The organism is Peribacillus muralis, assembly GCF_001645685.2.
Lineage (GTDB): Bacteria > Bacillota > Bacilli > Bacillales > DSM-1321 > Peribacillus > Peribacillus muralis_A.
This window is the reverse complement of sequence record NZ_CP017080.1, coordinates 4,610,648-4,633,136: the sequence shown is the minus strand read 5'-3', so window position 1 is coordinate 4,633,136 and position 22,489 is coordinate 4,610,648. Positions and strand designations below refer to the sequence as shown.

The 22,489-nt window shown below is 44.9% G+C and carries 21 protein-coding genes and 1 pseudogene; 17 read left to right on the top strand and 5 right to left on the bottom strand.

The window, feature by feature from the left end; translation table 11 throughout:
* Positions 1 to 41: 41 nt before the first annotated feature.
* The 3 genes and pseudogenes from ABE28_RS22550 to tagH all read left to right on the top strand — a co-directional run.
* Positions 42 to 1,250, top strand: a pseudogene (locus ABE28_RS22550) (CDP-glycerol glycerophosphotransferase family protein); the annotation flags it as partial.
* Between the two features lie 3 nt (positions 1,251 to 1,253).
* Positions 1,254 to 2,051, top strand: a complete 798-nt coding sequence (locus tag ABE28_RS22545; protein ID WP_064467163.1) for an ABC transporter permease — start codon at positions 1,254 to 1,256, stop codon at positions 2,049 to 2,051.
* Positions 2,052 to 2,068: 17 nt separating this feature from the next.
* The gene (tagH, locus tag ABE28_RS22540) at positions 2,069 to 2,866 is read left to right on the top strand and encodes a teichoic acids export ABC transporter ATP-binding subunit TagH (RefSeq protein WP_064467164.1); all 798 of its coding nucleotides are present in this window, start codon (positions 2,069 to 2,071) and stop codon (positions 2,864 to 2,866) included.
* Between the two features lie 46 nt (positions 2,867 to 2,912).
* On the opposite strand, the gene ABE28_RS22535 is transcribed toward tagH, so the two are convergent.
* Genes ABE28_RS22535 through ABE28_RS22525 form a run of 3 tightly spaced genes read right to left on the bottom strand, consistent with a single transcriptional unit; the run spans position 2,913 to position 7,058 of the window.
* Positions 2,913 to 4,076: a glycosyltransferase family 4 protein gene (locus ABE28_RS22535; protein ID WP_064467165.1), complete on the bottom strand. Its 1,164-nt coding sequence runs from the start codon at positions 4,074 to 4,076 to the stop codon at positions 2,913 to 2,915.
* A 20-nt stretch (positions 4,077 to 4,096) separates the two neighbouring features.
* A complete protein-coding gene (gene murJ / locus ABE28_RS22530) occupies positions 4,097 to 5,623 on the bottom strand; it encodes a murein biosynthesis integral membrane protein MurJ (protein ID WP_064467166.1) in 1,527 nt (508 codons plus the stop codon).
* A 4-nt stretch (positions 5,624 to 5,627) separates the two neighbouring features.
* On the bottom strand, positions 5,628 to 7,058 hold the full coding sequence (locus ABE28_RS22525; RefSeq protein ID WP_064467167.1) for an O-antigen ligase family protein: 1,431 nt from the start codon (positions 7,056 to 7,058) through the stop codon (positions 5,628 to 5,630).
* 111 nt (positions 7,059 to 7,169) lie between these two features.
* On the opposite strand from ABE28_RS22525, the gene ABE28_RS22520 reads away from it, so the two are divergent.
* The 3 genes from ABE28_RS22520 to ABE28_RS22510 all read left to right on the top strand — a co-directional run bounded on the left by ABE28_RS22520 (position 7,170) and on the right by ABE28_RS22510 (position 10,161).
* Positions 7,170 to 7,913, top strand: coding sequence for a WecB/TagA/CpsF family glycosyltransferase (locus tag ABE28_RS22520; RefSeq protein WP_064467168.1), 744 nt, complete (start codon positions 7,170 to 7,172; stop codon positions 7,911 to 7,913).
* A gap of 18 nt (positions 7,914 to 7,931) precedes the next feature.
* The gene (locus ABE28_RS22515) at positions 7,932 to 9,035 is read left to right on the top strand and encodes a glycosyltransferase family 4 protein (protein WP_064467169.1); all 1,104 of its coding nucleotides are present in this window, start codon (positions 7,932 to 7,934) and stop codon (positions 9,033 to 9,035) included.
* Positions 9,036 to 9,111: 76 nt separating this feature from the next.
* Entirely contained in the window at positions 9,112 to 10,161 is a 1,050-nt protein-coding gene (locus ABE28_RS22510; protein ID WP_064467170.1) for a glycosyltransferase family 4 protein, read from the top strand.
* Positions 10,162 to 10,260: 99 nt separating this feature from the next.
* On the opposite strand, the gene ABE28_RS22505 is transcribed toward ABE28_RS22510, so the two are convergent.
* Together ABE28_RS22505 and ABE28_RS22500 are read right to left on the bottom strand one after the other, a co-directional pair.
* On the bottom strand, positions 10,261 to 11,286 hold the full coding sequence (locus ABE28_RS22505) for an LCP family protein (protein WP_064467171.1): 1,026 nt from the start codon (positions 11,284 to 11,286) through the stop codon (positions 10,261 to 10,263).
* A 177-nt stretch (positions 11,287 to 11,463) separates the two neighbouring features.
* Positions 11,464 to 12,099 (bottom strand): YigZ family protein, encoded by a 636-nt coding sequence (locus ABE28_RS22500; protein ID WP_064467172.1) that lies wholly within the window; start codon positions 12,097 to 12,099, stop codon positions 11,464 to 11,466.
* Positions 12,100 to 12,730: 631 nt separating this feature from the next.
* Here ABE28_RS22500 and ABE28_RS22495 point away from each other — a divergent pair.
* The 11 genes from ABE28_RS22495 (at position 12,731) to ABE28_RS22445 (ending at position 22,482) form a co-directional block, all read left to right on the top strand.
* A complete protein-coding gene (locus ABE28_RS22495) occupies positions 12,731 to 13,873 on the top strand; it encodes a sensor histidine kinase (RefSeq protein ID WP_064467173.1) in 1,143 nt (380 codons plus the stop codon).
* Between the two features lie 40 nt (positions 13,874 to 13,913).
* On the top strand, positions 13,914 to 14,597 hold the full coding sequence (locus tag ABE28_RS22490; RefSeq protein WP_064467174.1) for a response regulator: 684 nt from the start codon (positions 13,914 to 13,916) through the stop codon (positions 14,595 to 14,597).
* 165 nt (positions 14,598 to 14,762) lie between these two features.
* Entirely contained in the window at positions 14,763 to 15,605 is an 843-nt protein-coding gene (locus ABE28_RS22485; protein WP_064467175.1) for a DegV family protein, read from the top strand.
* A gap of 551 nt (positions 15,606 to 16,156) precedes the next feature.
* A complete protein-coding gene (locus ABE28_RS22480; RefSeq protein ID WP_306807313.1) occupies positions 16,157 to 17,119 on the top strand; it encodes a helicase-related protein in 963 nt (320 codons plus the stop codon).
* Positions 17,112 to 17,804, top strand: coding sequence for a ComFC family protein (locus ABE28_RS22475; protein ID WP_064467176.1), 693 nt, complete (start codon positions 17,112 to 17,114; stop codon positions 17,802 to 17,804). The genes ABE28_RS22480 and ABE28_RS22475 overlap by 8 nt, the downstream gene beginning before the upstream one ends.
* Positions 17,805 to 17,902: 98 nt before the next feature.
* Positions 17,903 to 18,322 carry a TIGR03826 family flagellar region protein gene (locus ABE28_RS22470; protein WP_306807312.1) on the top strand — a complete coding sequence of 140 codons (420 nt, stop codon included), beginning with the start codon at positions 17,903 to 17,905 and terminating at the stop codon, positions 18,320 to 18,322.
* A gap of 220 nt (positions 18,323 to 18,542) precedes the next feature.
* Positions 18,543 to 18,806: a flagellar biosynthesis anti-sigma factor FlgM gene (flgM, locus tag ABE28_RS22465; RefSeq protein WP_064467178.1), complete on the top strand. Its 264-nt coding sequence runs from the start codon at positions 18,543 to 18,545 to the stop codon at positions 18,804 to 18,806.
* An 82-nt stretch (positions 18,807 to 18,888) separates the two neighbouring features.
* Positions 18,889 to 19,377, top strand: coding sequence for a flagellar protein FlgN (locus ABE28_RS22460; protein WP_064467179.1), 489 nt, complete (start codon positions 18,889 to 18,891; stop codon positions 19,375 to 19,377).
* 28 nt (positions 19,378 to 19,405) lie between these two features.
* Positions 19,406 to 20,965 carry a flagellar hook-associated protein FlgK gene (gene flgK, locus ABE28_RS22455; protein ID WP_064467180.1) on the top strand — a complete coding sequence of 520 codons (1,560 nt, stop codon included), beginning with the start codon at positions 19,406 to 19,408 and terminating at the stop codon, positions 20,963 to 20,965.
* Positions 20,966 to 20,980: 15 nt separating this feature from the next.
* On the top strand, positions 20,981 to 21,859 hold the full coding sequence (gene flgL, locus ABE28_RS22450; RefSeq protein ID WP_064467181.1) for a flagellar hook-associated protein FlgL: 879 nt from the start codon (positions 20,981 to 20,983) through the stop codon (positions 21,857 to 21,859).
* 41 nt (positions 21,860 to 21,900) lie between these two features.
* Complete coding sequence (locus ABE28_RS22445) at positions 21,901 to 22,482, top strand: DUF6470 family protein (protein ID WP_306807311.1); 582 nt, start codon at positions 21,901 to 21,903, stop codon at positions 22,480 to 22,482.
* The last annotated feature ends 7 nt before the right edge of the window (positions 22,483 to 22,489 follow it).

Below are 22,489 nucleotides of genomic sequence, written 5' to 3'. Positions count from 1 at the left end.
GTTTCATTATAAATATGCCGGCTGTTTAACAGTCGGTTCTTTTTTTGGAGGGGAAACATGTGGCATCAATAGTTTCGAAAGCGAAAGGCCTGCTCACGAGTGCCTATAAACTGTTTTTTGCATTGGCGGGTACGATATTGCCGGTAGACCGAAAGCTCGTCATTTTCGAGAGCTTTTTGGGCAAGCAGTACAGCTGTAATCCACGGGCGATATATGAATACTTGCAGAGTCACCATCCTGAATATAAAATGTATTGGAGCGTCGATAAAAGGTATAAAGCTCATTTTGATGAGGCTGGCATTCCATATCTTCATCGTTTTTCATTGAGTTGGCTGCTTAAGATGACCAGAGCCCGCTATTGGGTAACGAACAGCAGGCTGCCGCTTTGGATTCCGAAGCCGAGGCATACGATCTATTTGCAAACGTGGCACGGGACGCCACTGAAGAAGCTTGCGGCAGATATGGAGGAAGTTCATATGCCGGGGACGACGTCGGAAAAATATAAAGAAAACTTCCATGCCGAATCAAGTAAATGGGATTATTTAATTTCACCGAACGCTTATTCAACCGAAATATTCGCCCGTGCTTTCAATGTCGATCCTTCTAAAATTCTGGAAACTGGTTATCCGCGTAATGATTTACTTTACAATGGGAATAATCGTGATACAATCGACTCATTGAAACAGAAGTTGGGCATACCCTTAGAGAAAAAAATCTTGTTATATGCACCTACTTGGAGGGACGATGAGTTTTATGATAGGGGTAAATATAAGTTTGAAATAAAACTGGATCTGAATCGAATGCAACGGGAATTGGGGGACGAGTATGTCATTTTGCTCCGACTTCATTATTTGGTTTCCGAGAACATGGATTTATCGGCGTATCAAGGGTTCGCCTACGATTTATCCAGTTACGAAGATATCGGTCATTTGTATCTGATTTCCGATTTATTGATAACGGACTATTCATCCGTATTCTTCGATTACGCAAATCTGCACCGTCCAATGCTTTTCTTTGTATATGATATCGAAAACTATAGGGACAAGCTGCGCGGGTTTTACTTTGATTTCGAAAGAAATGCACCTGGTTCTTTAGTAAAAACATCCGATGCGGTCATCGATAGTATCAAGAAGATTAAATTTGAAAATACGAATGATATCAATCATTTTCACGAACGGTATTGTGCCCTCGAGGATGGCCAGGCTTCACGCCGTGTCGTAGAAAAAGTGTTTTTAGGAAGGTCTGTGTAATATATGAGTTCAGCTTTGACCGTTTTAAAAGAGCAAATCAACAATTTTTATTTGGTAAGACGCTTATCTGTCTATGAGGTGAAAAGTGCCAATAGTAATAACTATTTAGGGGTCTTATGGGAAATCATCAATCCGATGATCCAGATTTCGATTTATTGGTTTGTATTCGGGTTCATCATCTTAAATCGCGGAGACAATTTCCTTCCGTGGCTGATGGCAGGGATCGTTGTTTGGTTTTTTGTGAATCCAGCAACAACCCAAACGTCCAAATCCATCTATTCCCGACTTAATATGGTATCCAAGATGAGTTTTCCGATGAGTGTCATTCCTTCATATGTCATCTTTGCCAAACTGTATCAGCATCTCATGCTGCTCGGGGTCGTCATCATCCTATTAGGATTCACTGGATACCTCCCTACAGTTTATATCATACAACTGCCGTATTACGTTGCTGCGACGGTTGCGCTGTTATTTTCATTTGGTTTAATTACCTCAACAGTATCAACCATCATTCGTGACGTTCATAATCTAATCGCGTCCTTAATGAAAGTCTTGTTTTATTTAACGCCAATCCTTTGGGTGTTGGATGCCAAGGAGCACCCTATCATACTTAATATCATGAAGCTGAATCCGCTCTATTATATCGTGGATGGGTATCGAGCTTCGTTGTTAGGGGAATCATGGTATCTGATCGAGCATTGGGAATATACGCTTTATTTCTGGGCAGTCGTTATCATTTTGTTTATGATAGGTTCTTCGCTGCATGTTAGATTTAGAGATCGCTTTGTTGACTTTAAGTAAACTGGAAGTGAGAAAAGTTGGAAAAATCGGTAATAGTAAAAGATGTAACGAAAAAGTATAAATTATATAATAAAAACTCGGAAAAATTACTCGATCTCCTCTTGCCTAAAAGCTATGGCGAAGAGTATTTTGCCCTGAGAAATGTAAGTTTTGAAGCGGAAAAGGGCGATGTTATCGGATTCGTCGGGGTGAATGGCTCCGGGAAATCAACTTTGTCCAATATCATTGCAGGCATTATCCCGCCTACTGACGGAAATGTCAAAACAAACGGGAAGACAGCTTTGATCGCCGTTGCCTCGGGTCTGAATAATCAGTTAACGGGCAGGGAAAACATTGAGCTGAAAATGCTGATGCTTGGATTCGATAAGCATCGGATCAAGGAACTCGAGCCTGAAATCATCGAGTTTTCAGAGCTAGGGAAGTTCATTGACCAGCCGGTGAAATCTTACTCCAGCGGTATGAAATCTAGGCTTGGTTTTTCCGTATCCGTGCATATAGACCCTGAGATCCTGATCATTGATGAGGCCTTATCGGTAGGAGATAAAAACTTTGCTGAAAAGTGCTTGGAGAAAATGAATGAATTCAAGGAAAAAGGCAAAACGATGTTCTTTGTCAGCCATTCAATCGGTCAGATGAAGAAATTTTGCCAAAAGGCCTTATGGCTTGAATATGGAGAGTTAAAAGCATATGGTCCCATGGATGAAGTCATGCCGAAATATGAAGCATTCTTGAAGGAATATAATGCCATGTCTAAAAATGAACAGAAAAAATACCGAGAAGAACAAATGAAAAGACGCAGTTCACAGCTCGTATGAAATGGACAAGCAGCCCGAATTTTTTTGGGACTGCTTGTTTTTTTATTTAAAGCACTTCATTGTAAGCGATCTCGAATCGTTTGGCTGCGGAGAGGTGCGAGTATTCGCTTTCCATCTTTAATCGTGCCTTCGAGGCTAACGCGGAAGCAAATTGAGGGTCATGCAGCACTGTCAAGACCGATTGGGCAAGTGCCTTCGTATTCTTCTCTTCTACAAGAATGCCGTCCTCACCGTCAACAATGATTTCCTTCAGCCCCCCTATCGCACTGGCAATGACGGGTGAGCGGCAGCTCATCGCTTCCAATGCAGAAATGGAGGTCGCTTCTTCCACCCCATGCGAGTGTACGCTTGGGATGAGGACGATATCTGACGCTTCATAGAGATTATGCATATTCTCGAATGGCACAGACCCGATGAATAGAACGGAATCGGTTAGTTTGAGTCTTGCTGCCGTTTCCTTGAGCCGGGTGAGCTGCTCTCCTGTACCGGCATAGACCAATACTGTATCCTCGTAGGTTTCTAGCACCTCAGGCAGTGCCAAAAGCGGATAAATGACACCGTTCTTTTCTGTCATCCTCCTAGGCACGAATAGCATCTTTTTATGTAGGGGGATCTGGAAGGCTTGTCGGGTTTGCTCCCGTTTCGCACTTTCCGGCTTAAAGGCTGTCACGTCAATGAAATTTTTGATCGTTTCCGCCTCGATATGTGCCAAATGATGTATATAGTCTTTGATTCGCTGATCGACCGTCACGACTTTTGCAGCGGATCGATAAGCTTTTCTTTCAAGCTCCCGAATGGTCAGATCTTCTTCACTATCCGGCAGGAGGGCCCCTCTGCTGACTGCCTCGAATGAATAATACCCATGGACGGTTTGTACGGTTGGAATCCCGGATTCAATGGAGGCGAGCGTGGCGAATATGTCTTGTGCATTAATGACATCATAGTGCTTATTCAAGCTTTTTATCGATCCTGCCAATATTTTTTGGCGCTGCTTGTCATTGAAAAGCTGACCGCTTCCTTGCTTCATTTTATTCAATAAAAAACCTGGTGCCTGGGCGAGCATTTTTTTCTTGAGCGGGGGTAACTGGGAGAAAGATAAGACATCTACAGTATGGCCCCTGGAAATCAGTCCTTTTTTCAATGTCGTAATATGGCTCGATAGCCCCCCTTCGTGAGGGTAGTCGAATATCGTTGTAATCAATATATTCATAATGGACACTCCATTTCCTTTCACTTCGATTTGAACCTGCTCAATGCCTGCAGGCCGCTCACTTTAAAAACCATCGATAATGCGAGATACAGACCGAATACCAATACCGAGACAAACACGAGCTCCACAATGATGGGGAACGTCAAGGCAATCGGGTGAAGCCAGAGAACAAATCCGTAAATGCTGGTGCCGATGATGCTCAGTTTGCCAACTTCGGACAAGGCATCCCTGAATGAAGCGGCATCCGTCCGCCTATCTCCCTTGTGCCATAAGAAGCAAAATAGGTACAGAGATTGAAGGAGCATGGAAATCCCTGAAGCTATGGCGATTCCGCCGACACCGAGATGCCGTGATAGCAGCCAGCTGAGCAGGACGTTAAGGAATACGGCAAACAAGCAGGAATACATGGCCACTTTTGTTTTTTTCAAAGCGTAGAAAGCGTTCATTAAATAATCCCTAAGTGCGAAGAAAGGGAGGGCGGCTGAATAAAAGAAAAAAGCCGTATTTGTCGTTTCAGTAGCCGAAGCATCAAAGGCCCCGCGTTGAAAGGCAAGAGTGATCAAGCTGTTTCCGCTGATCAACATGACGATCATGAAAGGAATCGCTAAAAAAACAAGCGACTTTACCCCTCTTAAGGTCAACCCCAGGAAAGAATTGTAGCTAATAAGGGCCCGCTCTACGATGGAAGGATACAAGACGGTGATCAGCGGCGTGAGGACAATGCTTAAAGGCAGCCATAACAGCCGGTTCGCATAATTCAGCGCCGATACACTTCCAGTTTCGAGTGAGGTGGCAATGATCCGGTCCACGACGCTATTCAACTGGATGGCCAAAGCTGCGATGATGATCGGATAAAAGGTGTACAGCGTTTGAACGATCTGCCGTCCGTGAGCCAGGAAAGAGATGATGGGCCGGATGTTGTATCTTTTCAATGATGGATATTGAATAAGGAATTGGCTGGCCGCCCCGAGTACAAAGCCCCAGGCCAAACCTTCCACCCCAAGAGGTGAGGCAAACATTACGGTAGCCAGTATGATGACCGTGTTTTGGGCAGTGGAAGTAAGCGCAGGCAGAATGAAACGCTTATTCGCATTGAGGACGCCCGTCGCCATGTAGGATAGCGTAAAAAAAAGTAAACTAGGCAGCATGATCCGGGTCAGTGATTCCGTTAGTTCAAGCTCGGCATCCGAGAAGCCGGGGGCAACCAGCATCACGATCGGCTTGGTGAAAATCACACAGGCCATCGTCATGACTGCTGCGACCAGCATGAAGAAGGAACCTAATAAACTGATGAAATCATCTGCCTTCAACGGATTTTCCGCTTTCTTTTCCAAATAAAGGGGGATGACGCCAGCCTGAAGGCCGCTGCCGAGAGCCGTGAACAGAATGGTGGGAATGAGGCTTGCCACGAAAAAAACATCTGCCGTTGATGACGCCCCGAAATAGGCGGCTATGATCGATTCCCGGCCGAAGCCGAGAACTTTTCCAACTGCTGTGATAATGGTGACGAGCCCGACCGATTTAAGTAAATATGAGCGAGTAGGCATATTTTCAATCCTTTAAAATGATGTCCTTTTGTAAAATGAATCCTAAGCAACTATAAAAAAACACGGTAAACGTCTTATCCTCGAGGATATTGTAAAAAAGTCCTGCCAATAGGCCTTCCAGCAGGAGACAGGCAATGAAAATGGCAAAAGTGCCCTTCCCCGATCTCAAGATTTTACGGCAGGCAAAAATGATGAACGCAAAAATGGCAAGAAAACCAAGCACGCCTGTTTGAACCAGGATCTGAATGTATTGATTATCGGTATACATCCTTTCCCCGACTTGATATTTTTCATAAAGCGGTGAAGGGTAGGCCAGTGTGGCTGAATCCCCGAAGGTGGCTAGCCCCGTACCGATGATCGGGTGATCCATGAAGATTTCGATTCCTTTGAAAACGACATATAAGCGTCCCCACTCTGTACTTTGGTGCAGAATTTTATCAGAAAAAATTTCCGAAAAACGGCTGGAGAGGGCCTGGTCATGATCGGAAGCAGTCGTGCTCCCTATCACCAGGTTATCCATCGGGACGGCTGCGGATAGCTCCACTTTGCTTGAAGCGAACAAAACCGGGTAGTAAATGAGAAGCAGGCCGAACCCGAAGGCCCCTAATCCATATATAAGAAACGATTTATTTCTCGTCCATATTACGAAGACGAGCGCCGCCAATCCGAAGGCAATCATCGTACCCCGAGAATAGGTGAGCAATAGTGTCCCGGAAAGCAAGATAGATGCCAGGAAGACGAGAATGTTGTATTTTTTCAGTGACCGAAACAGGAAGAAACTAAGAAACAGCTGAATGCTTAAGTATGTGGCGAAAACATTAGGGTTGGCTGCAGCTCCATAAATCCTCATTCGATTGGCTGAAGAGAGATTCCACATTTCCCATGCGTGCGGAAGGAGGATCGTTCGCGAGAAAATTTTCTCGACCAGTCCATGAAGGCAAAGGATGATGGTAAATACTAGGGTTGCCTTCAAAAAGTGAAAGATATCCTTTCTTTCTAGATTTAATTCGCCGATAATGTAAAGAAGCAAGAATGTTATAAGCAAGGCCCTTAGTTCAAAGAGGATGGGCAGGAACCCGACACCCGTTACGAGTGCAGCTAATGCACCCACTAAACAAAAGAGCCAAAAGGGTATGGTGAAATGATACTTGGAAAACGACCAATCGTTATTTTTGAATCTTTCCATAAGCAATGAAACGAATAAGGTTAGTATGATCAGGTCACCTGAATAAGTTAGTCCGCCATTCAATTCCATGAATAAGGGCCGGGCAGGGAAGTAAATGAATAGAAGGCATAATAGACTTTTTTTATTTATACCGATGAAAACGAGCATCAATGCCGTCGCTACATAGCCGATGATCGGGTGAGGAATTGCCGTTGGCACGAGCAGGCAAAGTACAAGGATGGGTAAGGCATGTTTTTCGAGAAGCTTCAAATGAGTAACCACCTTTGTATCAAAAATCAGGTTCTATGATGTGTATGAAAAAATTTCTTGAATAATACCCCACCCTTTGGATGTATAGTACATATGAAAGGCTGAAGTGAAATGACTGAAAAGTTTGTAGAGATCCTCTCGATTCCATTCATCGATAGCAATATGGATGAATTTGTGAATAAGATCATCTATCCAAGAATAATGAACCAGGATAAAACGTTTGTCGTTACAGCAAACCCGGAAATCGTTGAATATGCCAATGACCATCAGGATTATAAGGACATCATTTTATCGGCTGATTACATCACGCCGGATGGTGTTGGTATTATTATGGCCTCCAAATGGCTAAATCAACCTTTGCAAGAGCGGATTACGGGATTCGATTTGATGAATGAACTATTCCAAGTCGCTGATCGCAAGGCTTTGAAAATATATTTGCTTGGGGCGGAAGAAGATGTGATCGAAGCAGCCGCCCTTAAAGTGAAACGGCAATACCCAGGAATTGATTTAGTTGGATACCACCATGGTTATATTGATATAAAGGACGCAAGCTTGGCTATGTCCATAGCGGAACTTGAACCTGACATCATTTTGACTGCATTGGGCTTTCCTCGGCAGGAGAAATGGGTGTCAAAGCACTATCCCTTATTTAAAAAGGGAGTCTTCATGGGGGTGGGCGGAAGCTTCGATGTCCTTGCAGGTAAAGTGAACCGTGCCCCGGTTTTTTGGCAAAAGATGCGTCTTGAATGGTTGTACCGGCTGATCCAACAACCTTCTCGGTGGAAACGGATGCTTGCACTGCCAAGGTTCGTTTTCAAAGTAAAGCGTTTAAGGAAAAAGGTGCAGCGTTCCTGAACATAAGGAGTGGACTGGATGAAGGTCTTGCATTTAAATGCTGGTAACGAAACTGGAGGCGGCATGTTCCATATCATGTCCTTATTGGGCCAATTGAAAAAAGAGGAGTGCATGCTTGGGGTGTTTGAAGAAGGGGAACTATACCGGCGGTCGGTGACTGCAGGGATAAAAACCGAACTTTTCCTTCAGCATTCCAAATATGATTTTTCCATTTTGAAACGTTTACGGGACTTTATCCGTCTAAATGATATAGACCTCATCCATACCCATGGTCCGCGGGCCAATATATACGGTGCTTTTTTGAAGCGCCTCATAAAACGACCTTGGCTCCTCACGGTTCACAGTGCGCCCCATCATGACTTTTTGGGCCAGGGTTTAAAGGGAAAACTGTTTACTGGCCTGCATGTAAGGTCATTTCAATATGCCGATCATGTATTGGCGGTTTCCGACCGCTTTAGACTTGACCTGATCGATCAAGGAATCGATCCGACAAAGATCACCAAGATCCTAAATGGGATCGACTTCGAAAAAAAACTGCCGACACCCTTTCAAAGAAGGGAGTTCGGTTTTGGCGAAGATGACTTCATCATCATCATGCCTGCAAGGCTTGAACCTGTAAAAGGCCATGAATTTGCCTTGGAGGCGTTGCGTGCTGTGGTTTCTAAGTCACCACTTGTAAAACTTTTGCTTGTAGGGGATGGCAGCAGGAGGAAGACTCTGGAACGTGTCGTCGTGGATACCGGATTATCCGATAATGTCATCTTTTTGGGGCATCGGGCAGATGTGGAAAGAATCTATCCGATGGCGGACGTCACATTGCTCACTTCCTTGAGCGAGAGCTTTCCGCTCGTTTTACTTGAAGGGGCAAGGTCAAGTCTTCCTGCCATCACTAGTGATGTCGGCGGTGTGAAGGAATTGATCCCCGATCCGAGCAAGGGCTGGGTTACGGAAATAGGAAATGTCGGCAAACTTGCGGAAGCCATCATTCATGCTTTGGAACTGAAGGAATCCGGTGAACTGACAAAGATAGGGTCAGATTTACAAAAATTTGCAAAAAACAACTTTTCTATAGAGATTTTAGCCGAAAACGTATATAATGTTTATTTGAGGATGAAAAATTAAAATAACCATTTATATATAGGTTTTCTTATAAAGCGTGACGGGTATTAGATTTTTAGTTGGATTGAGGTGGTTCTTAATGTTAATCGGGGCCTTGTTGGTAGCTTTTTTATTATCCATTTTTTTGACTCCTTTTGTCGGAAAGCTGGCCTTTAAATTAGGAGCTACCGATAAACCGAATGAGCGAAAAGTGCATAGTAAAATTATGCCGCGCATGGGCGGTTTAGCTATATTTTTAAGTTTTTTCATTACTTTCTTACTGTTTACGAATGATTTTTCCGGACAATTGCCACTCCTGGTCGGCGCACTGATCATCATATTGATCGGAATGGCGGATGATATTTATGAATTGAAGGCTGCACCCAAATTTCTGGGCCAGATTCTTGCTGCCCTCATCATCGTCTTATGGGGCGGTCTTGAAGTGGAATTCATCAATTTACCGTTCTTTACGGATACACTGGAATTTGGAATATTAAGTACGCCCATCACTATTTTATGGATTGTCAGCATCATCAATGCCATTAACCTGATAGACGGTCTCGATGGCCTTGCAGGCGGTGTTTCGACGATTGCATTAGTGACGATTGCAACGATGGCGCTCATCAAAGGTGATCTATTCGTTGCCACGGTTGCCTTGATCGTAATCGGAAGCACTCTGGGCTTCCTGAAATATAATTTCCATCCGGCAAAGATCTTCATGGGGGATACAGGCGCCCTGTTCCTAGGTTATATCATTGCCGTCCTGTCCCTTCTAGGGTTTAAAAACGTTACGATGATTTCCTTGATCGTACCGATCATCATTTTGGGCGTGCCGATTTCGGATACATTTTTCGCGATTATCCGCAGGCTTGTCAATAAACAGCCGATTTCTGCTGCTGATAAATCCCATTTGCACCACTGCTTAATCAATTTGGAGTTCACTCATAAGCAAACCGTCCTGCTTATCTACGCCCTAGCTGCTTGCTTCGGCCTGGCAGCCATCATATTCTCATTTGCGACGATGTGGGGGGCTTTGATCCTGGTGACGGGTCTGCTGCTGATCATAGAGATTTTTGTCGAGAAAATCGGTTTGGTCAACTCAAACTACCAGCCGCTGCTGAAGATGCTCAATTTTAAAAACAAACCATGATAGATTACTAGATTCATGAATGGGCCCTACCCGTGCATTTGCGGTTAGGGCCTTTTTTTGTCCATAAGGAAAGCCCACTTTTTCAAGTGGGCTTTTTTTTTATTCTTCTACCTGCGGCTGTACGGCTTCGGTTTGATTGGAGACTTCTTTAGGTCCCAAATTCAAGTGTGATTGAAGCAATAGCTTCGTGTTCGCTACGGACGTTTCATTCAACTGATAATAATAAGTTCCGTTAATGGTGGAATCCTGTCCTTCAAGCTTGATCGTTTCAAGATCTAGGCCATTATCGCCAGTTACATATTTTATGAAACCTTTAATTTGTGAGAATTGAAGATTTGTAGTCATATTGTCACCGACAGCTTCCATTACGTCAGTATATTTCGTTAAAGCTCCAGCGGATGTAGCTTTGGCAATGATGGCTTTAAGGACTTCCTGCTGGCGCTCGCCGCGTTGGATATCACTGTCTTGTTTACGTGTGCGTGCAAAGGCCAGTGCCTCTTCACCATCAACGGTCTGTATTCCTTTTTGCAGATGGATCGCATTCTTTTTGTCATGTGAGTCCATTTCATGCATTTCATATGGCACGTCAACTTCGATTCCATCCAAAGAATTCACGACATCTATGAAAGCATTGAAATTCATGCGTACATAATAATCGACTGGAACATCAAATAATTCTTCCACGGTATCCATCGTAGCTTTTGGACCTCCGGCAGCATGTGCAGCATTGATTTTTGTGGTGACTCCCTTGGCGGGCACATACACATAGGAATCACGCGGGATGCTCAAAAGTTTAATCGATTTCTGATCTTTATTGAACGTAGCCAGGATTAAAGCATCCGAGCGTGAATTTCCTTTATAGTCCCGTTCGTCACTATCATCGATTCCTATGAATAGAATGGAGAAATTATCTTCGAGCGGGTCGACGGATGCACTCCGCTTCGCCGAAGCCTCCACGGGATCATATGAATCATTGAATACATGCTGTGCTTTCATATATAGAGTTGCGGCATACGTAGTGGCACCCAGTCCAAGTACCAGCAGAGGCACCAGGAAAAGCCACAGCCTCTTTCGCCTTTTTTTCTTTGTCTTCTTTATTTTATAGACACGCCTAGTAGTAGACATCTTTTCTTCTCCTTTTAAATAACGAGCTTTTGACATAAATCGCTATTTTTCGAATCTATCATATTATATTTCGTCATATAACAAACCTAATTTTACAATGGTTTAATAATTTCGTAAAATAAATATTTCTTTTCAATTATATTACAGCCTAAAAAAGGAAAAAAATGCAGGGGGAAATCAGGCGAATGCCTCCTCCAAATAAAGCATTTCACCTTCAACGATTTCACCTTGACCGTTAGTCAGCTCAGTCATCCAGGAGGTATAGGTTTCTTTATGTGCTTCTTCGGCATATACGAGGATCGTTACTTGATCGAGGTATTTAATTTCCTTTATTTGATAAATGGAAGAACGTAATTCGTTTTCCAATTTTCCGAGCCATGTATAGTCGACCGTTGTCGAAATGACTCTCATTAACTTTCTCATGACGATACCAGTGGCATTGATTCCCTCTGATGTCGACTTGCTATAAGCGCGGATCAATCCTCCTGCGCCAAGTTTGATTCCCCCGAAATACCTTGTAACCACTACAACAGTGTCTTTCAACTCTTTTTTCTTAAGAACCTCGAGGATGGGTACTCCTGCCGTACCACTCGGTTCCCCGTCATCAAGTGCCTTTTGGATTTGGTTTTGCTCCCCGATCATATAGGCTGAACAATTATGTGTAGCATCTTTGTGCTTTTTCTTGATCTCCTGGATGAATGCATGTGCGGCTTCTTCCGTTTCGACGCGTGCGATGTGGGAAATGAAACGTGATTTTTCAATGGTGATTTCATGTTCGCCGCGGCCTGTCACCGTTAAATATTTAGTGAGCATACTATTCCACCTTCATACTTGCTATGGTTGATTCATTATAATTCTTTGTGTAAAAAGTGGCAATCACGATTTATTTCAAGAGCTGATGTGTAAAGAAACTTTAATATAAGAAAAAGGAGTCCATGTTATAATTAGTTCTATTGCTTTTCATTTGGTGCAGCTGATCAATATGCTTAAAAGAATAACATTTTAGGAAAAACTACGGGTTTTGGATACTAACGCTGGCTTGTTCCCAGCGTGTCCGTTCATTTCAAGGATTTTGCCATTTAATAAATCGATCTGTTTCATATGATAATCAATGGAGTGGAAGACCCGTTTTGATTGAATAGGATCATTTGTATTAGGATAATGGAAACGGATTTTGCCTTTAATGGGTATGCTAGACTACCTATTCGGTCATAATACCTATGACCGGGAGATATGTACCATATATGCACTTTTCGTAAAAATCCGACGATGAAATTAACGTATTTTTCTTCTTTTTTTGGTACAATATGTTCATGAAGGTTACTGCATACAGTATTTTCCTTAAAATTAACCGTTCATGAAAAAGGAAAAAAGATTTTTTTTCCATATACATAGTCTTTAAGACAATAAATTGTTCAAGTCTTTTGATAGTGGAGGGATCTTAATGTCCATAAAAAAGGTTGATGCTAAAGCATTGGACAAGATCTTAGAAACAATGGTGAGCACTGTTAGTGAAAGTAAGGACGAGGTCTTTGACATCGGTGAGCAATGCCGAAAAGATTTTGAATCACTAACAAAAGAGCTTGATGATGTGAAAATCAGGGTCGCCATTGTAATAACCGACAGTGATGCACTGGACTCAAAAGCCAGATTTGCTCGAAAAAGGCTTTCCGAGGTCAGTATGCACTTCAACCATTTTTCTGAAGAGCAGGTAAGGGATGCTTATGAAAGGGCGCATAAGCTGCAAGTCGATTTGCAAATAAACCGGCAATTGGAGAAGGAGCTTCGCAATCGCCGTGATGAACTTGAATTAAGGTTAAGGGGCTTGCAGGCGACGATCGATAAAGCGGTGCATCTTGTCTCGCAAATTTCGGTCGTACAGAATTATTTGACCCAGGACCTGAAATTTGTAGGGGAGGCCCTGCAGGAAGCGAAACGCAAACAGGACTTCGGCTTGAAAATAATCGAAGCCCAGGAGCAGGAAAGAAAAAAGCTTTCACGGGAAATCCATGATGGTCCAGCGCAAATGCTGGCGAATGTCATGATGCGTTCAGACTTGATCGAACGTGTCCAGCGGGAGAGAGGGCCTGATGAAGCGTTAGTGGAAATCCGCAGTTTGAAGGTCATGGTGAGGAATGCCCTATATGAAGTGCGCAGGATCATCTATGATCTTCGCCCTATGGCACTTGATGATTTAGGTCTTGTTCCTACCCTCAGAAAGTACCTGCAAACGACCGAAGACTATAATAATGGCGTGAATTTGAATTTCGTCAATCTCGGGCAGGTCAAAAGGCTTCCTCCCGATATGGAGGTCGCTTTGTTCAGGCTTGTTCAAGAAGCTGTACAAAATTCATTGAAGCACGCAGAGCCAAAACAGGTTCAAGTTAAACTGTCCATTTCAAAAGAGATGGTGACCGTTGTCGTCAAAGATGATGGAAAAGGGTTCGACTGTTCCATACAAAAAGAAGGCTCATTTGGCTTGGTGGGCATGAGGGAGAGGGTCGAGCTGCTTGAAGGTGAAATGACGATCGATTCACAGCCAGGCGCAGGCACTTTGGTATTTATACAAATTCCCTATGAATTATAGAGAATAGGCATCATAAATAGAAACTAGGAGGAAGAAGCCGTTGAAGACTAGTATCATCATTATCGATGACCATCAGCTTTTCCGTGAAGGCGTTAAGCGCATATTAGATTTTGAATCATCCTTTGATGTTGTTGCCGAGGGTGATGACGGAAGCGAAGCCATGGATCTCGTTGAAACACATAAACCAGATGTTGTTATCATGGATATCAACATGCCGAACATGAATGGGGTCGAAGCAACCAAAATGCTCGTTAACCGGTACCCTGAAACAAAAGTGATCATCCTTTCGATTCACGATGATGAGAACTACGTACAGCATGCGCTGAAAACGGGAGCCCAAGGCTACCTATTGAAAGAGATGGATGCGGATGCATTGATCGATGCCGTTCGTGTAGTCGCTGAAGGCGGTTCATACCTTCATCCTAAGGTTACACATAATTTAGTTAAGGAATATCGCCGCCTGGCAGCCGACGAGGGTGCTGATCGTGATTCCGTACATACGATAGAAATCAGGAGACCGCTTCACCTCTTGACTCGACGTGAATGTGAAGTCCTTCAACTATTGGCTGACGGAAAAAGCAACCGTGCCATTGGCGAAACGCTATATATCAGTGAAAAAACAGTCAAGAACCATGTAAGTAACATTCTTCAGAAGATGAATGTGAATGACCGTACACAAGCTGTTGTCCTGGCTATTAAAAACGGCTGGGTAGAAGTGAAGTAATGCTTTTGATAAATCCGGCTCTTCAGTTTTCGCACTGCGTACTGAAGAGCCGGATTTTTTTACTTAATTGCCGGCAAAAGGCTATTTAATGCAAATGAAGGCATTTTCGGATAAAATGTTGAATAAGAAGAACCAGAGCAAATTTATATAAGGATGGTACTCATTATGAAAACGGCAGTCGTAACGGATAGCACTGCATATATACCTAAGGAAATACGTGAACGTTTACATATACATATGATGCCGCTTAATGTCATTTTCTCGAATGAAGCTTACCGGGAAGAAGTCGATATCACTGCAGATGAGTTTTACGAGGAAGTGAAGAGGCAGGAGAAATTGCCGACGACTTCACAGCCACCGATCGGTCTGTTCGTCGAGAAGTTCGAGGAGCTGGAAAAAGACTATGATGATGTCATTTCGATTCATTTATCGAGCGGCATCAGCGGCACGTATCAAGGTGCGAAATCGGCAGGGGAAATGGTTGAGGGAATTAACGTCCACGCCTTCGATTCGGAGATCAGCTGCAGCGTTCAGGGATTTTACGTGGTCGAGGCGGCAAGGATGGCCCTTGAGGGAAAGGAAGCAGGAGAGATTCTCGCCAGGCTCGAGGAAATGAAACCGTCCGTCAAGGCATACTTCATGGCGGATGACCTGTCCCATTTACAGCGGGGAGGTCGTTTAAGCAGTGCCCAAGCTTTGATTGGCAGCCTGCTTCAAGTGAAGCCGGTCCTCCATTTTGTTGATAAGGTCATCGTCCCCTTCGAAAAAATCCGCACCAGGAAAAAAGCGATGAAGCGGATTGCCGATTTGCTTGGAGAAGATGCGGCAAGCGGTGTGAAGTTTAAAGCCGTCATCATCCATGCGAAGCGGGAAGCTGAAGCGCATGAATGGAAAAGCGAGCTAGAAGCACGATTACCGAATGTCGAATTTGACATCAGCTATTTCGGTCCCGTGATCGGAACCCATCTGGGTGAAGGCTCGATGGGGATGGGCTGGTATAAAGTATAAGTGAAGTCGTCCTCCCCGGCTCGGGAGGACGTTTTTTTATGGAGAGAGGAGGAATCGGCATGTCTTAAAGCGAAGATAAGGAGAAGTAAATCCATGATGAAAGAAGGGTTTAGTGTGGAACATCCAATCATTCCCCAATCTTTTTCCCCCGAACTTCAGAACCACCTCTCTGGAAGGCATCTGTTGGCGTCCGAAATCCCCTTTTCCGAAGCAATGATTTTAGACCATCTTAATAATGGGCATATCGCGCAAACAAGCGGCGTGCAATCAAGAAACGGTCAGCTTACCTGTGTGCGCTGCGGCAACAAAGATCAATCCATGTTTTATGCATTTCCGTGCAGGATATGCAACCGAGACTGTGCTTATTGCCGCTCGTGCATCATGATGGGGCGTGTCAGCGAATGCGCAAGATTATATCATTGGACCGGCCCTGAGTTGCTTTATGCCATCCCTGATCAAGTGATGAGGTGGGACGGCATGCTATCTGGTGGGCAGCAAACGGCCTCACAACGGGCAATCGATGCGGTGAACGAAAAGGGAGAGCTCCTCGTATGGGCGGTCTGCGTGCAGGCAAGACGGAGGTCTTATTTCCAGCCGTCGAGACAGCGCTGCTTGCCGGGAAACGAATCTGCCTGGCAACACCGCGTACGGATGTCGTTCTCGAACTTTCACCAAGACTGAAAAAGGCTTTCCCCGAAATCGATGTCGCTGCACTTTATGGAGGCAGTGCAGACCGGGATAGCCCCTCTCAGCTTATTATCTCCACGACTCATCAGCTTTTTCGTTTTATTGAAGCCTTTGACGTGATCATCGTCGATGAGGTTGATGCGTTTCCCTACTCCGCGGATGCTTCCCTGCGTCATGCAGTCAATAAGTCGAAAAAAGCCTCTGCCTCAACCATCTACCTTACCGCCACCCCTTCGAAGCGTATGCAGCGATTGCACCGAAGCGGCAAATTGAAAGCCGTGACCATCCCGGCCCGTTACCATCGTCAGCCAATTCCTGTCCCGGAAATGAAGTGGTGCGGGAACTGGCAGAAAAAATTTCATGGGAAAAAGATTCCCCCCGTTATTAGCAGGTGGGTAAGTGACCGGCTGAGGCAAAACACCCCCTTCCTCTTGTTTTTTCCGAGCATTCAAGTGTTGGAGCAAGTCGTTCCACTGTTTCACACGCTGTCTCCTAACTTGAATATCGTCCACTCCCAGCATCCCAAGCGAAAAGAAAGAGTGATGGCGTTAAGGAATGGAGAGGTTCCAGGGCTATTGACCACGACCATTCTGGAACGCGGGGTGACGATTGAACGCTTGGAGGTTGCCGTGATCGGCTCGGAGCATGAAGTGTTTTCAGAAAGCGCCCTCGTCCAAATTGCCGGAAGGGTGGGGAGAAGCTCGGCACATCCGCACGGCACGATCACTTTTTTTCATTATGGCAAAAGTAAAGCGATGAGCGAGGCGATCCATCATATCCAAATGATGAATAAGGCTGCTCGGGAAATGGGATTGCTCGATGCGTAGATGCCTTGTTTGTGACGAAGCAATGAAGGATGCCTTGACATGGAGGAACTTGCTTAAGCCACTCGAGGCCAAGGCAATCTGCAAAGGATGTGAGGGAAAGCTGGAAAGGATAACCGGGAAGAGGTGCTCCTTCTGTTCAAGGAGCCTGGCCGGAAATTATAGCAGTGGTGACATCTGTTTCGATTGCACGAGATGGGAAAGCGATGAGCAGTGGTCCGGCTATTTGTCCAAGAATATATCGCTATTTCACTATAATGAACATCTGAAAGGAATCATTGCCAAATATAAGTACCGCGGGGATTATGCATTGGCTGAGATTTTTGTCCCCTATATGAGGGAGATACTGGAGGACATGGAGTACGACCTTATAACGTGCATCCCGCTTAGTGATGAACGGCTAAAGGAGCGGGGGTTCAACCAGGCGCAAGCTTTGGCGGATCTTCTTGGCCTTCGGACAGTCGAGTTGCTGACACGGATCGATACGGAAAAACAATCAAAAAAATCACGTCATGAGAGAATGACGTTGCCACAGGTTTTCCAGATCGCAAAAAAGGATTTGCTGCGTAATCAATCGATTTTGGTCATCGATGACATATACACAACCGGCACAACACTCAGGCAAGCAGCCAAAGCCTTGAAAAAAGCTGGGGCGAAAGCCGTATCATCGATCACTTTGAGTAGGTGAAATAGCACAAATTTAAGGAACTTCCTAAAGTATCGTACGGATTATTCGATATATACAGTACAAATCAATAATCGGTGTGATGGTTAGGAGGGACCTTGATGGATATATTCAACTGCCCAAGCTGTAATTCGTTATTCGTCATGACGAAATTCCGCGACGTTTGCGATGCCTGTTATAAAGAGGAAGAAGCTAAATATGATAAAGTGTATGCATATATTCGCAAGAAAATAAATCGGACGGCCTCCATGATGCAAGTGGTCAAGGACACTGGTGTGGAAGAAATCTTGATCATTAAATTCGTGAAAACAGGAAAGCTAAGGATTTCGCAGTTCCCTAATTTAGGCATTCCGTGTGAAAAGTGCGGCACCCAGATCAAGAGCGGAAGGTTATGCGACAATTGCGGCGATTCCCTGCGTGCGGATTTACAGGCATTTGAAGATGAGGAAAGGCGCCTGACTGAAAATCTCGGGAATGATAAAAAAAACACGTATTACATGAAGGATAATCAAGAAGGGTAAATCATGGCAGCCTAATGCATGATTTGCTAAAATATTCGATATTGAGAACAATTTTCGACAATTGCTGTCGGAGGAAAGATAACAAGAAACCTTAAAAAATGCCCATTCCTTGTCGATAATAAGGATAGGGTGAATGAAACGGTTTATAGCGACTCCAATGGCCTGTTGGGGGAATCGTAAATTGGGATGGATAAATCGACCGAAGGAGAGGATCTGGAATATGAAAATCAATAACGTCGGTATGACAGGTGTTAACCCGTATAATCTTCAAGCAAATAAAGCAGGGAATATCAAGGAATCCAAGGCCGGTGCCCAGGATAAAGTTGAAATTTCTTCAGCAGCAAAAGAAATGCAGCAATCATCTCCGATACCTGCTGCAAGACAAGCAAAAGTGGATGAACTGAAGATGCAAGTGGAGAACGGAAATTATAAATTGAATGCACAAGCGACGGCTAAAGGTCTCATCGATTTTTACCGGAAATGAACGTTTGAAAAGAAATGGATGAATGCATTGGACGGGAGGCACCAGTTTCCGTCCCTCATTCATGAGGAGAGGAGGCAGGGAAATGTCTGTAAGCAGCATCATCGAGTCGCTTGAAAAATTGATCAAGCTTCATAAAAGCTTCAATCATTTAGCGATAAGGAAAACGGCCCTGTTGAAAGCGAATGATACCGAGGCAATAACCGCACTGCTGATTCAGGAACAAAAGCATATGAAAGCGATCAGTCAAACGGATAAGGATAGAGAAGTGGCGGTCGCGGATTTCCTTCGTGCAAATGGGAAAGCGGGACAACCTGCCTCCATCCACGGCGTAACCGAACTGACGGGCACGGTCGAAACGGAAAAATTGAACCAACTAAAAGCCGAATTGATGGAAGAAGTGGCTAACCTGAAGGAACGGAACACTTTAAATCAGCAATTGATTTATCAGTCGCTTCAATTCATCAACGTCTCTTTGGATATGTTCAGGCCTCGGAATCAAAATCTGAATTACGGCAACTCGGTTAAAAAGCCCGCCAAAAGCGGCATCACGATGTTTGATTCAAAAGCATAACAAACTGACAAAAGGAGGCATGAGCAAAATGATTTCAACCTTTATGGGCCTTGAGACGGCCAAGCGTGGATTATCTACCTCGCAGGGAGCCTTGTACACCACGGGAAATAACGTGGCCAACGCCAATACACTAGGCTATTCCAGGCAGCGGGTCAACCTCGTCCAGACGTCTGGTTTCCCTACTGTCGGGATGAACAGCCCGCGGGTGGCCGGCCAAATCGGCACAGGTGTTGCGGCGGAAACGGTGCAGCGTATCCGGGACAGCTTCCTCGATGCACAGTATCGGACACAAAGCAATAAAATCGGATATTATGGGGCGATGAGCGAATCCTTGACCAAAATGGAAGGGGTCATGAACGAACCGACCGACAGCGGATTGGCTGCCACGATGGAGAAGTTCTGGAATTCACTCCAAGGGTTGACGGCGAACACGGAAAACTCCGGTGCGCGCGAAGTCGTTGCCTCGACAGGGGTCATGGTTGCAGATACCTTGAACTACTACTATAACTCGCTTACGAGCGTCCAAACGGATATCGGAAATCAAATCAACGTCAAAGCGAACGAAATCAACACGCTCATCAGCAGCATCGACCAGCTTAACCAACAAATCAGCAAGGTCGAGCCGCATGGCTATATCCCCAACGACCTCTATGATAAACGTGATGTTCTTGTTGATAACCTTTCACAGCTTGTCAGCATAAAAGTGCAGAATGTCATACCGACGGACTACGGAAGGGCAAGCGATGTAGCTACAGGACTGTACAATATCGAATTGATGCAGGAGGACGGTTCTTCCTATAAGCCGCCCATCAATCTAGTAAGCGTTAACCAAACCGGAATGGTGGCCACATCGAAAGTGGAAGTCAGCTATGACAAAACGACAGGTATGGTCGATGGAGTGAAAGTCGGCTCAAAAACATTGACGGACTACAAGTTTTCAGGTGAATTATCCGGCTTGATCAACAGCTTCGGATATAAAAAGGCTGACGGAACGATCGGCGGAGCTTATCCCGATATGCTGAAAAAGCTCGATAATATGACGGCTGCCTTCGTGAATGAGTTCAATGCCATCCACAAACAAGGATATGCATTGGGCGAGGGCAGCAATTCCGCCCTGAACTTCTTCGAGATAGAGCCAGGCAAGAGTGCTGCCCAAAGCATCAAGGTGAACAGTGAGATCATAAAGGACCCTTCCAAAATTGCTGCAGGCGGTAAAAGCGGCGGCGCATCCGGCGATAACGAAAATGCCAAACTTCTGGCAGACCTGAAAAAGAAGGCGTTCAGTGAGTACTCGACGAAGGACCAAAATTCAAAAGAATTGACGGGAAGCTTCGACACGTATTATGCCGGTATCATCGGCAAGCTTGGTGTCGATTCCCAAAGCGCCCAAAAGAACCTGTCCAACTCGGTTGTGCTTGCCACTTCCGTCAATCAAAATAGGGATTCCGTCAGCTCCGTTTCACTAGATGAAGAAATGACCGACATGATCAAATTCCAGCAGGCGTACAATGCTTCTGCGAGGATGATGACGATGATGGATGAAATGCTCGATAAAATCATCAACGGAATGGGCACGGTAGGCCGATAAGAGGAGTGAACGAACATGCGGGTAACGCAATCGATGCTAACCAATAATATGTTAACCAATTTAAGCGGCAGCTACGAAAAGATGGCCAAGCTGCAAGAGCAGGTTTCCTCTCAAAAGAAATTCTCCAAACCATCCGACGATCCGGTCGCGGCCATGATGGGGATGGGGTACCGGACGAACCTGAATCAAATCGGACAGTATCAGAGCAATATTTCCGAGGCGACGAATTGGATCGACAGTACGGATGATACGATTTCTGAAGCGGTCTCCACGATGCAGCGAATTCGGGAGATAACGGTTCAAGGAAGCAATGGCACGTACGAAGGAGATCAATCGAAAAACATTTCAGAGGAAATCAAGCAATTGAAGGAACATCTCATCACCCTCGGTGACACACAGATCGGCGGTAAGTATATTTTCAACGGTCAGGATACGAATGTGAAGCCATCTTCCGTTAAAGACGCGAATGGGAATATCGTATATGGCAAAGGGGATATAAACCTTGAGGTGTTTTCGGGGATTTCCTTGAAAATCAACACGGACGGCTCGAAGGTTTTTGGAGAAGCGCTTGCAAATGGCGGGAGCATCGACAAAACGATCGCTGCACTGGAAAGCGGCGGCGATGTGACCAGCACGCTTAAAGGGCTTGACGAAACGATCAATACCTTCTTGGGCATGCAGGCCCAGGTCGGCGCCAGGCAAAACCGGATTGAGCTGATGACGGACCGTCTCAAGCAGCAGGAGGTTTTTGCTACCTCGATCCTTTCAAAAAACGAGGATGTCGATATCGAAAAAGCGATCATGGATTTAACGACCCAGGAAAGCATTCATAGTGCCGCATTAAGCATTGGGGCAAAAATCATGCAACCGAGTTTATTGGATTTTCTACGCTAAGCTATTCTTAAATGGATAGCTTTTTTTTATAAGGAGTGTTGATGATGCAGATTCCGCAAATTAGATTGCAATCCACCCCGATGAAGATTGGGTTGGATATCGAACAGCCTGTACAGCAAATTGAACAAAAGGCAGCGGTCCAATCGATCGAACAGCCGCAGGCCATTTTGGAAATCCACACGAACCGAGGCAAGCTGACGATCGATCAGACAAAGGCCAGGGAGGAAATGGATTTGAAAAGCCTCTCTAAGCGAGTGGAGGAATTCGCCCAGCAAGGATACCAGGATTGGCTCGCAGGCATGGCTCGACGCTCACAGCAGGGGACGGAGCTGAGGCACATAGAAAGAGGCGGCAGTCCGCTCGCCGATCAGGCCAAGCAAAACAGCAAAGGGGCGGAAAAGCAATTCAACCTTGGCTGGTTACCCTCTTATTTCAGCGTGAAGCTTGACTACGAGCCGGCGCAAGTGGAGATAAAGGCAACCGCCCAAAAACCGATCATTGATGCCCAGATCTACAGGCCGGAACATACTTACACACCGGGCAGTGTCAATTTGGACATCCTTCAAAAAAATACGCTGGATATTGATTTCATTAATTTATATCCAGAAGAGACAGGTGAGTGAAAACAAA

Excerpts from the sequence above, each read along its gene's own strand:
- ABE28_RS22485 (WP_064467175.1), top strand. The coding sequence starts at position 14,763 with ATGAAAACGGCAGTCGTAACGGATAGCACTGCATATATACCTAAGGAA.
- ABE28_RS22470 (WP_306807312.1), top strand. The coding sequence starts at position 17,903 with ATGGATATATTCAACTGCCCAAGCTGTAATTCGTTATTCGTCATGACG.
- ABE28_RS22445 (WP_306807311.1), top strand. The coding sequence starts at position 21,901 with ATGATGCAGATTCCGCAAATTAGATTGCAATCCACCCCGATGAAGATT.
- ABE28_RS22460 (WP_064467179.1), top strand. The coding sequence starts at position 18,889 with ATGTCTGTAAGCAGCATCATCGAGTCGCTTGAAAAATTGATCAAGCTT.
- flgK (WP_064467180.1), top strand. The coding sequence starts at position 19,406 with ATGATTTCAACCTTTATGGGCCTTGAGACGGCCAAGCGTGGATTATCT.
- ABE28_RS22535 (WP_064467165.1), bottom strand. The coding sequence starts at position 4,076 with ATGAATATATTGATTACAACGATATTCGACTACCCTCACGAAGGGGGG.
- ABE28_RS22495 (WP_064467173.1), top strand. The coding sequence starts at position 12,731 with ATGTCCATAAAAAAGGTTGATGCTAAAGCATTGGACAAGATCTTAGAA.
- flgL (WP_064467181.1), top strand. The coding sequence starts at position 20,981 with ATGCGGGTAACGCAATCGATGCTAACCAATAATATGTTAACCAATTTA.
- ABE28_RS22475 (WP_064467176.1), top strand. The coding sequence starts at position 17,112 with ATGCGTAGATGCCTTGTTTGTGACGAAGCAATGAAGGATGCCTTGACA.
- ABE28_RS22515 (WP_064467169.1), top strand. The coding sequence starts at position 7,932 with ATGAAGGTCTTGCATTTAAATGCTGGTAACGAAACTGGAGGCGGCATG.
- ABE28_RS22520 (WP_064467168.1), top strand. The coding sequence starts at position 7,170 with ATGACTGAAAAGTTTGTAGAGATCCTCTCGATTCCATTCATCGATAGC.
- ABE28_RS22505 (WP_064467171.1), bottom strand. The coding sequence starts at position 11,286 with ATGTCTACTACTAGGCGTGTCTATAAAATAAAGAAGACAAAGAAAAAA.
- ABE28_RS22545 (WP_064467163.1), top strand. The coding sequence starts at position 1,254 with ATGAGTTCAGCTTTGACCGTTTTAAAAGAGCAAATCAACAATTTTTAT.
- ABE28_RS22480 (WP_306807313.1), top strand. The coding sequence starts at position 16,157 with ATGGGCGGTCTGCGTGCAGGCAAGACGGAGGTCTTATTTCCAGCCGTC.
- ABE28_RS22510 (WP_064467170.1), top strand. The coding sequence starts at position 9,112 with ATGTTAATCGGGGCCTTGTTGGTAGCTTTTTTATTATCCATTTTTTTG.
- murJ (WP_064467166.1), bottom strand. The coding sequence starts at position 5,623 with ATGCCTACTCGCTCATATTTACTTAAATCGGTCGGGCTCGTCACCATT.
- ABE28_RS22500 (WP_064467172.1), bottom strand. The coding sequence starts at position 12,099 with ATGCTCACTAAATATTTAACGGTGACAGGCCGCGGCGAACATGAAATC.
- flgM (WP_064467178.1), top strand. The coding sequence starts at position 18,543 with ATGAAAATCAATAACGTCGGTATGACAGGTGTTAACCCGTATAATCTT.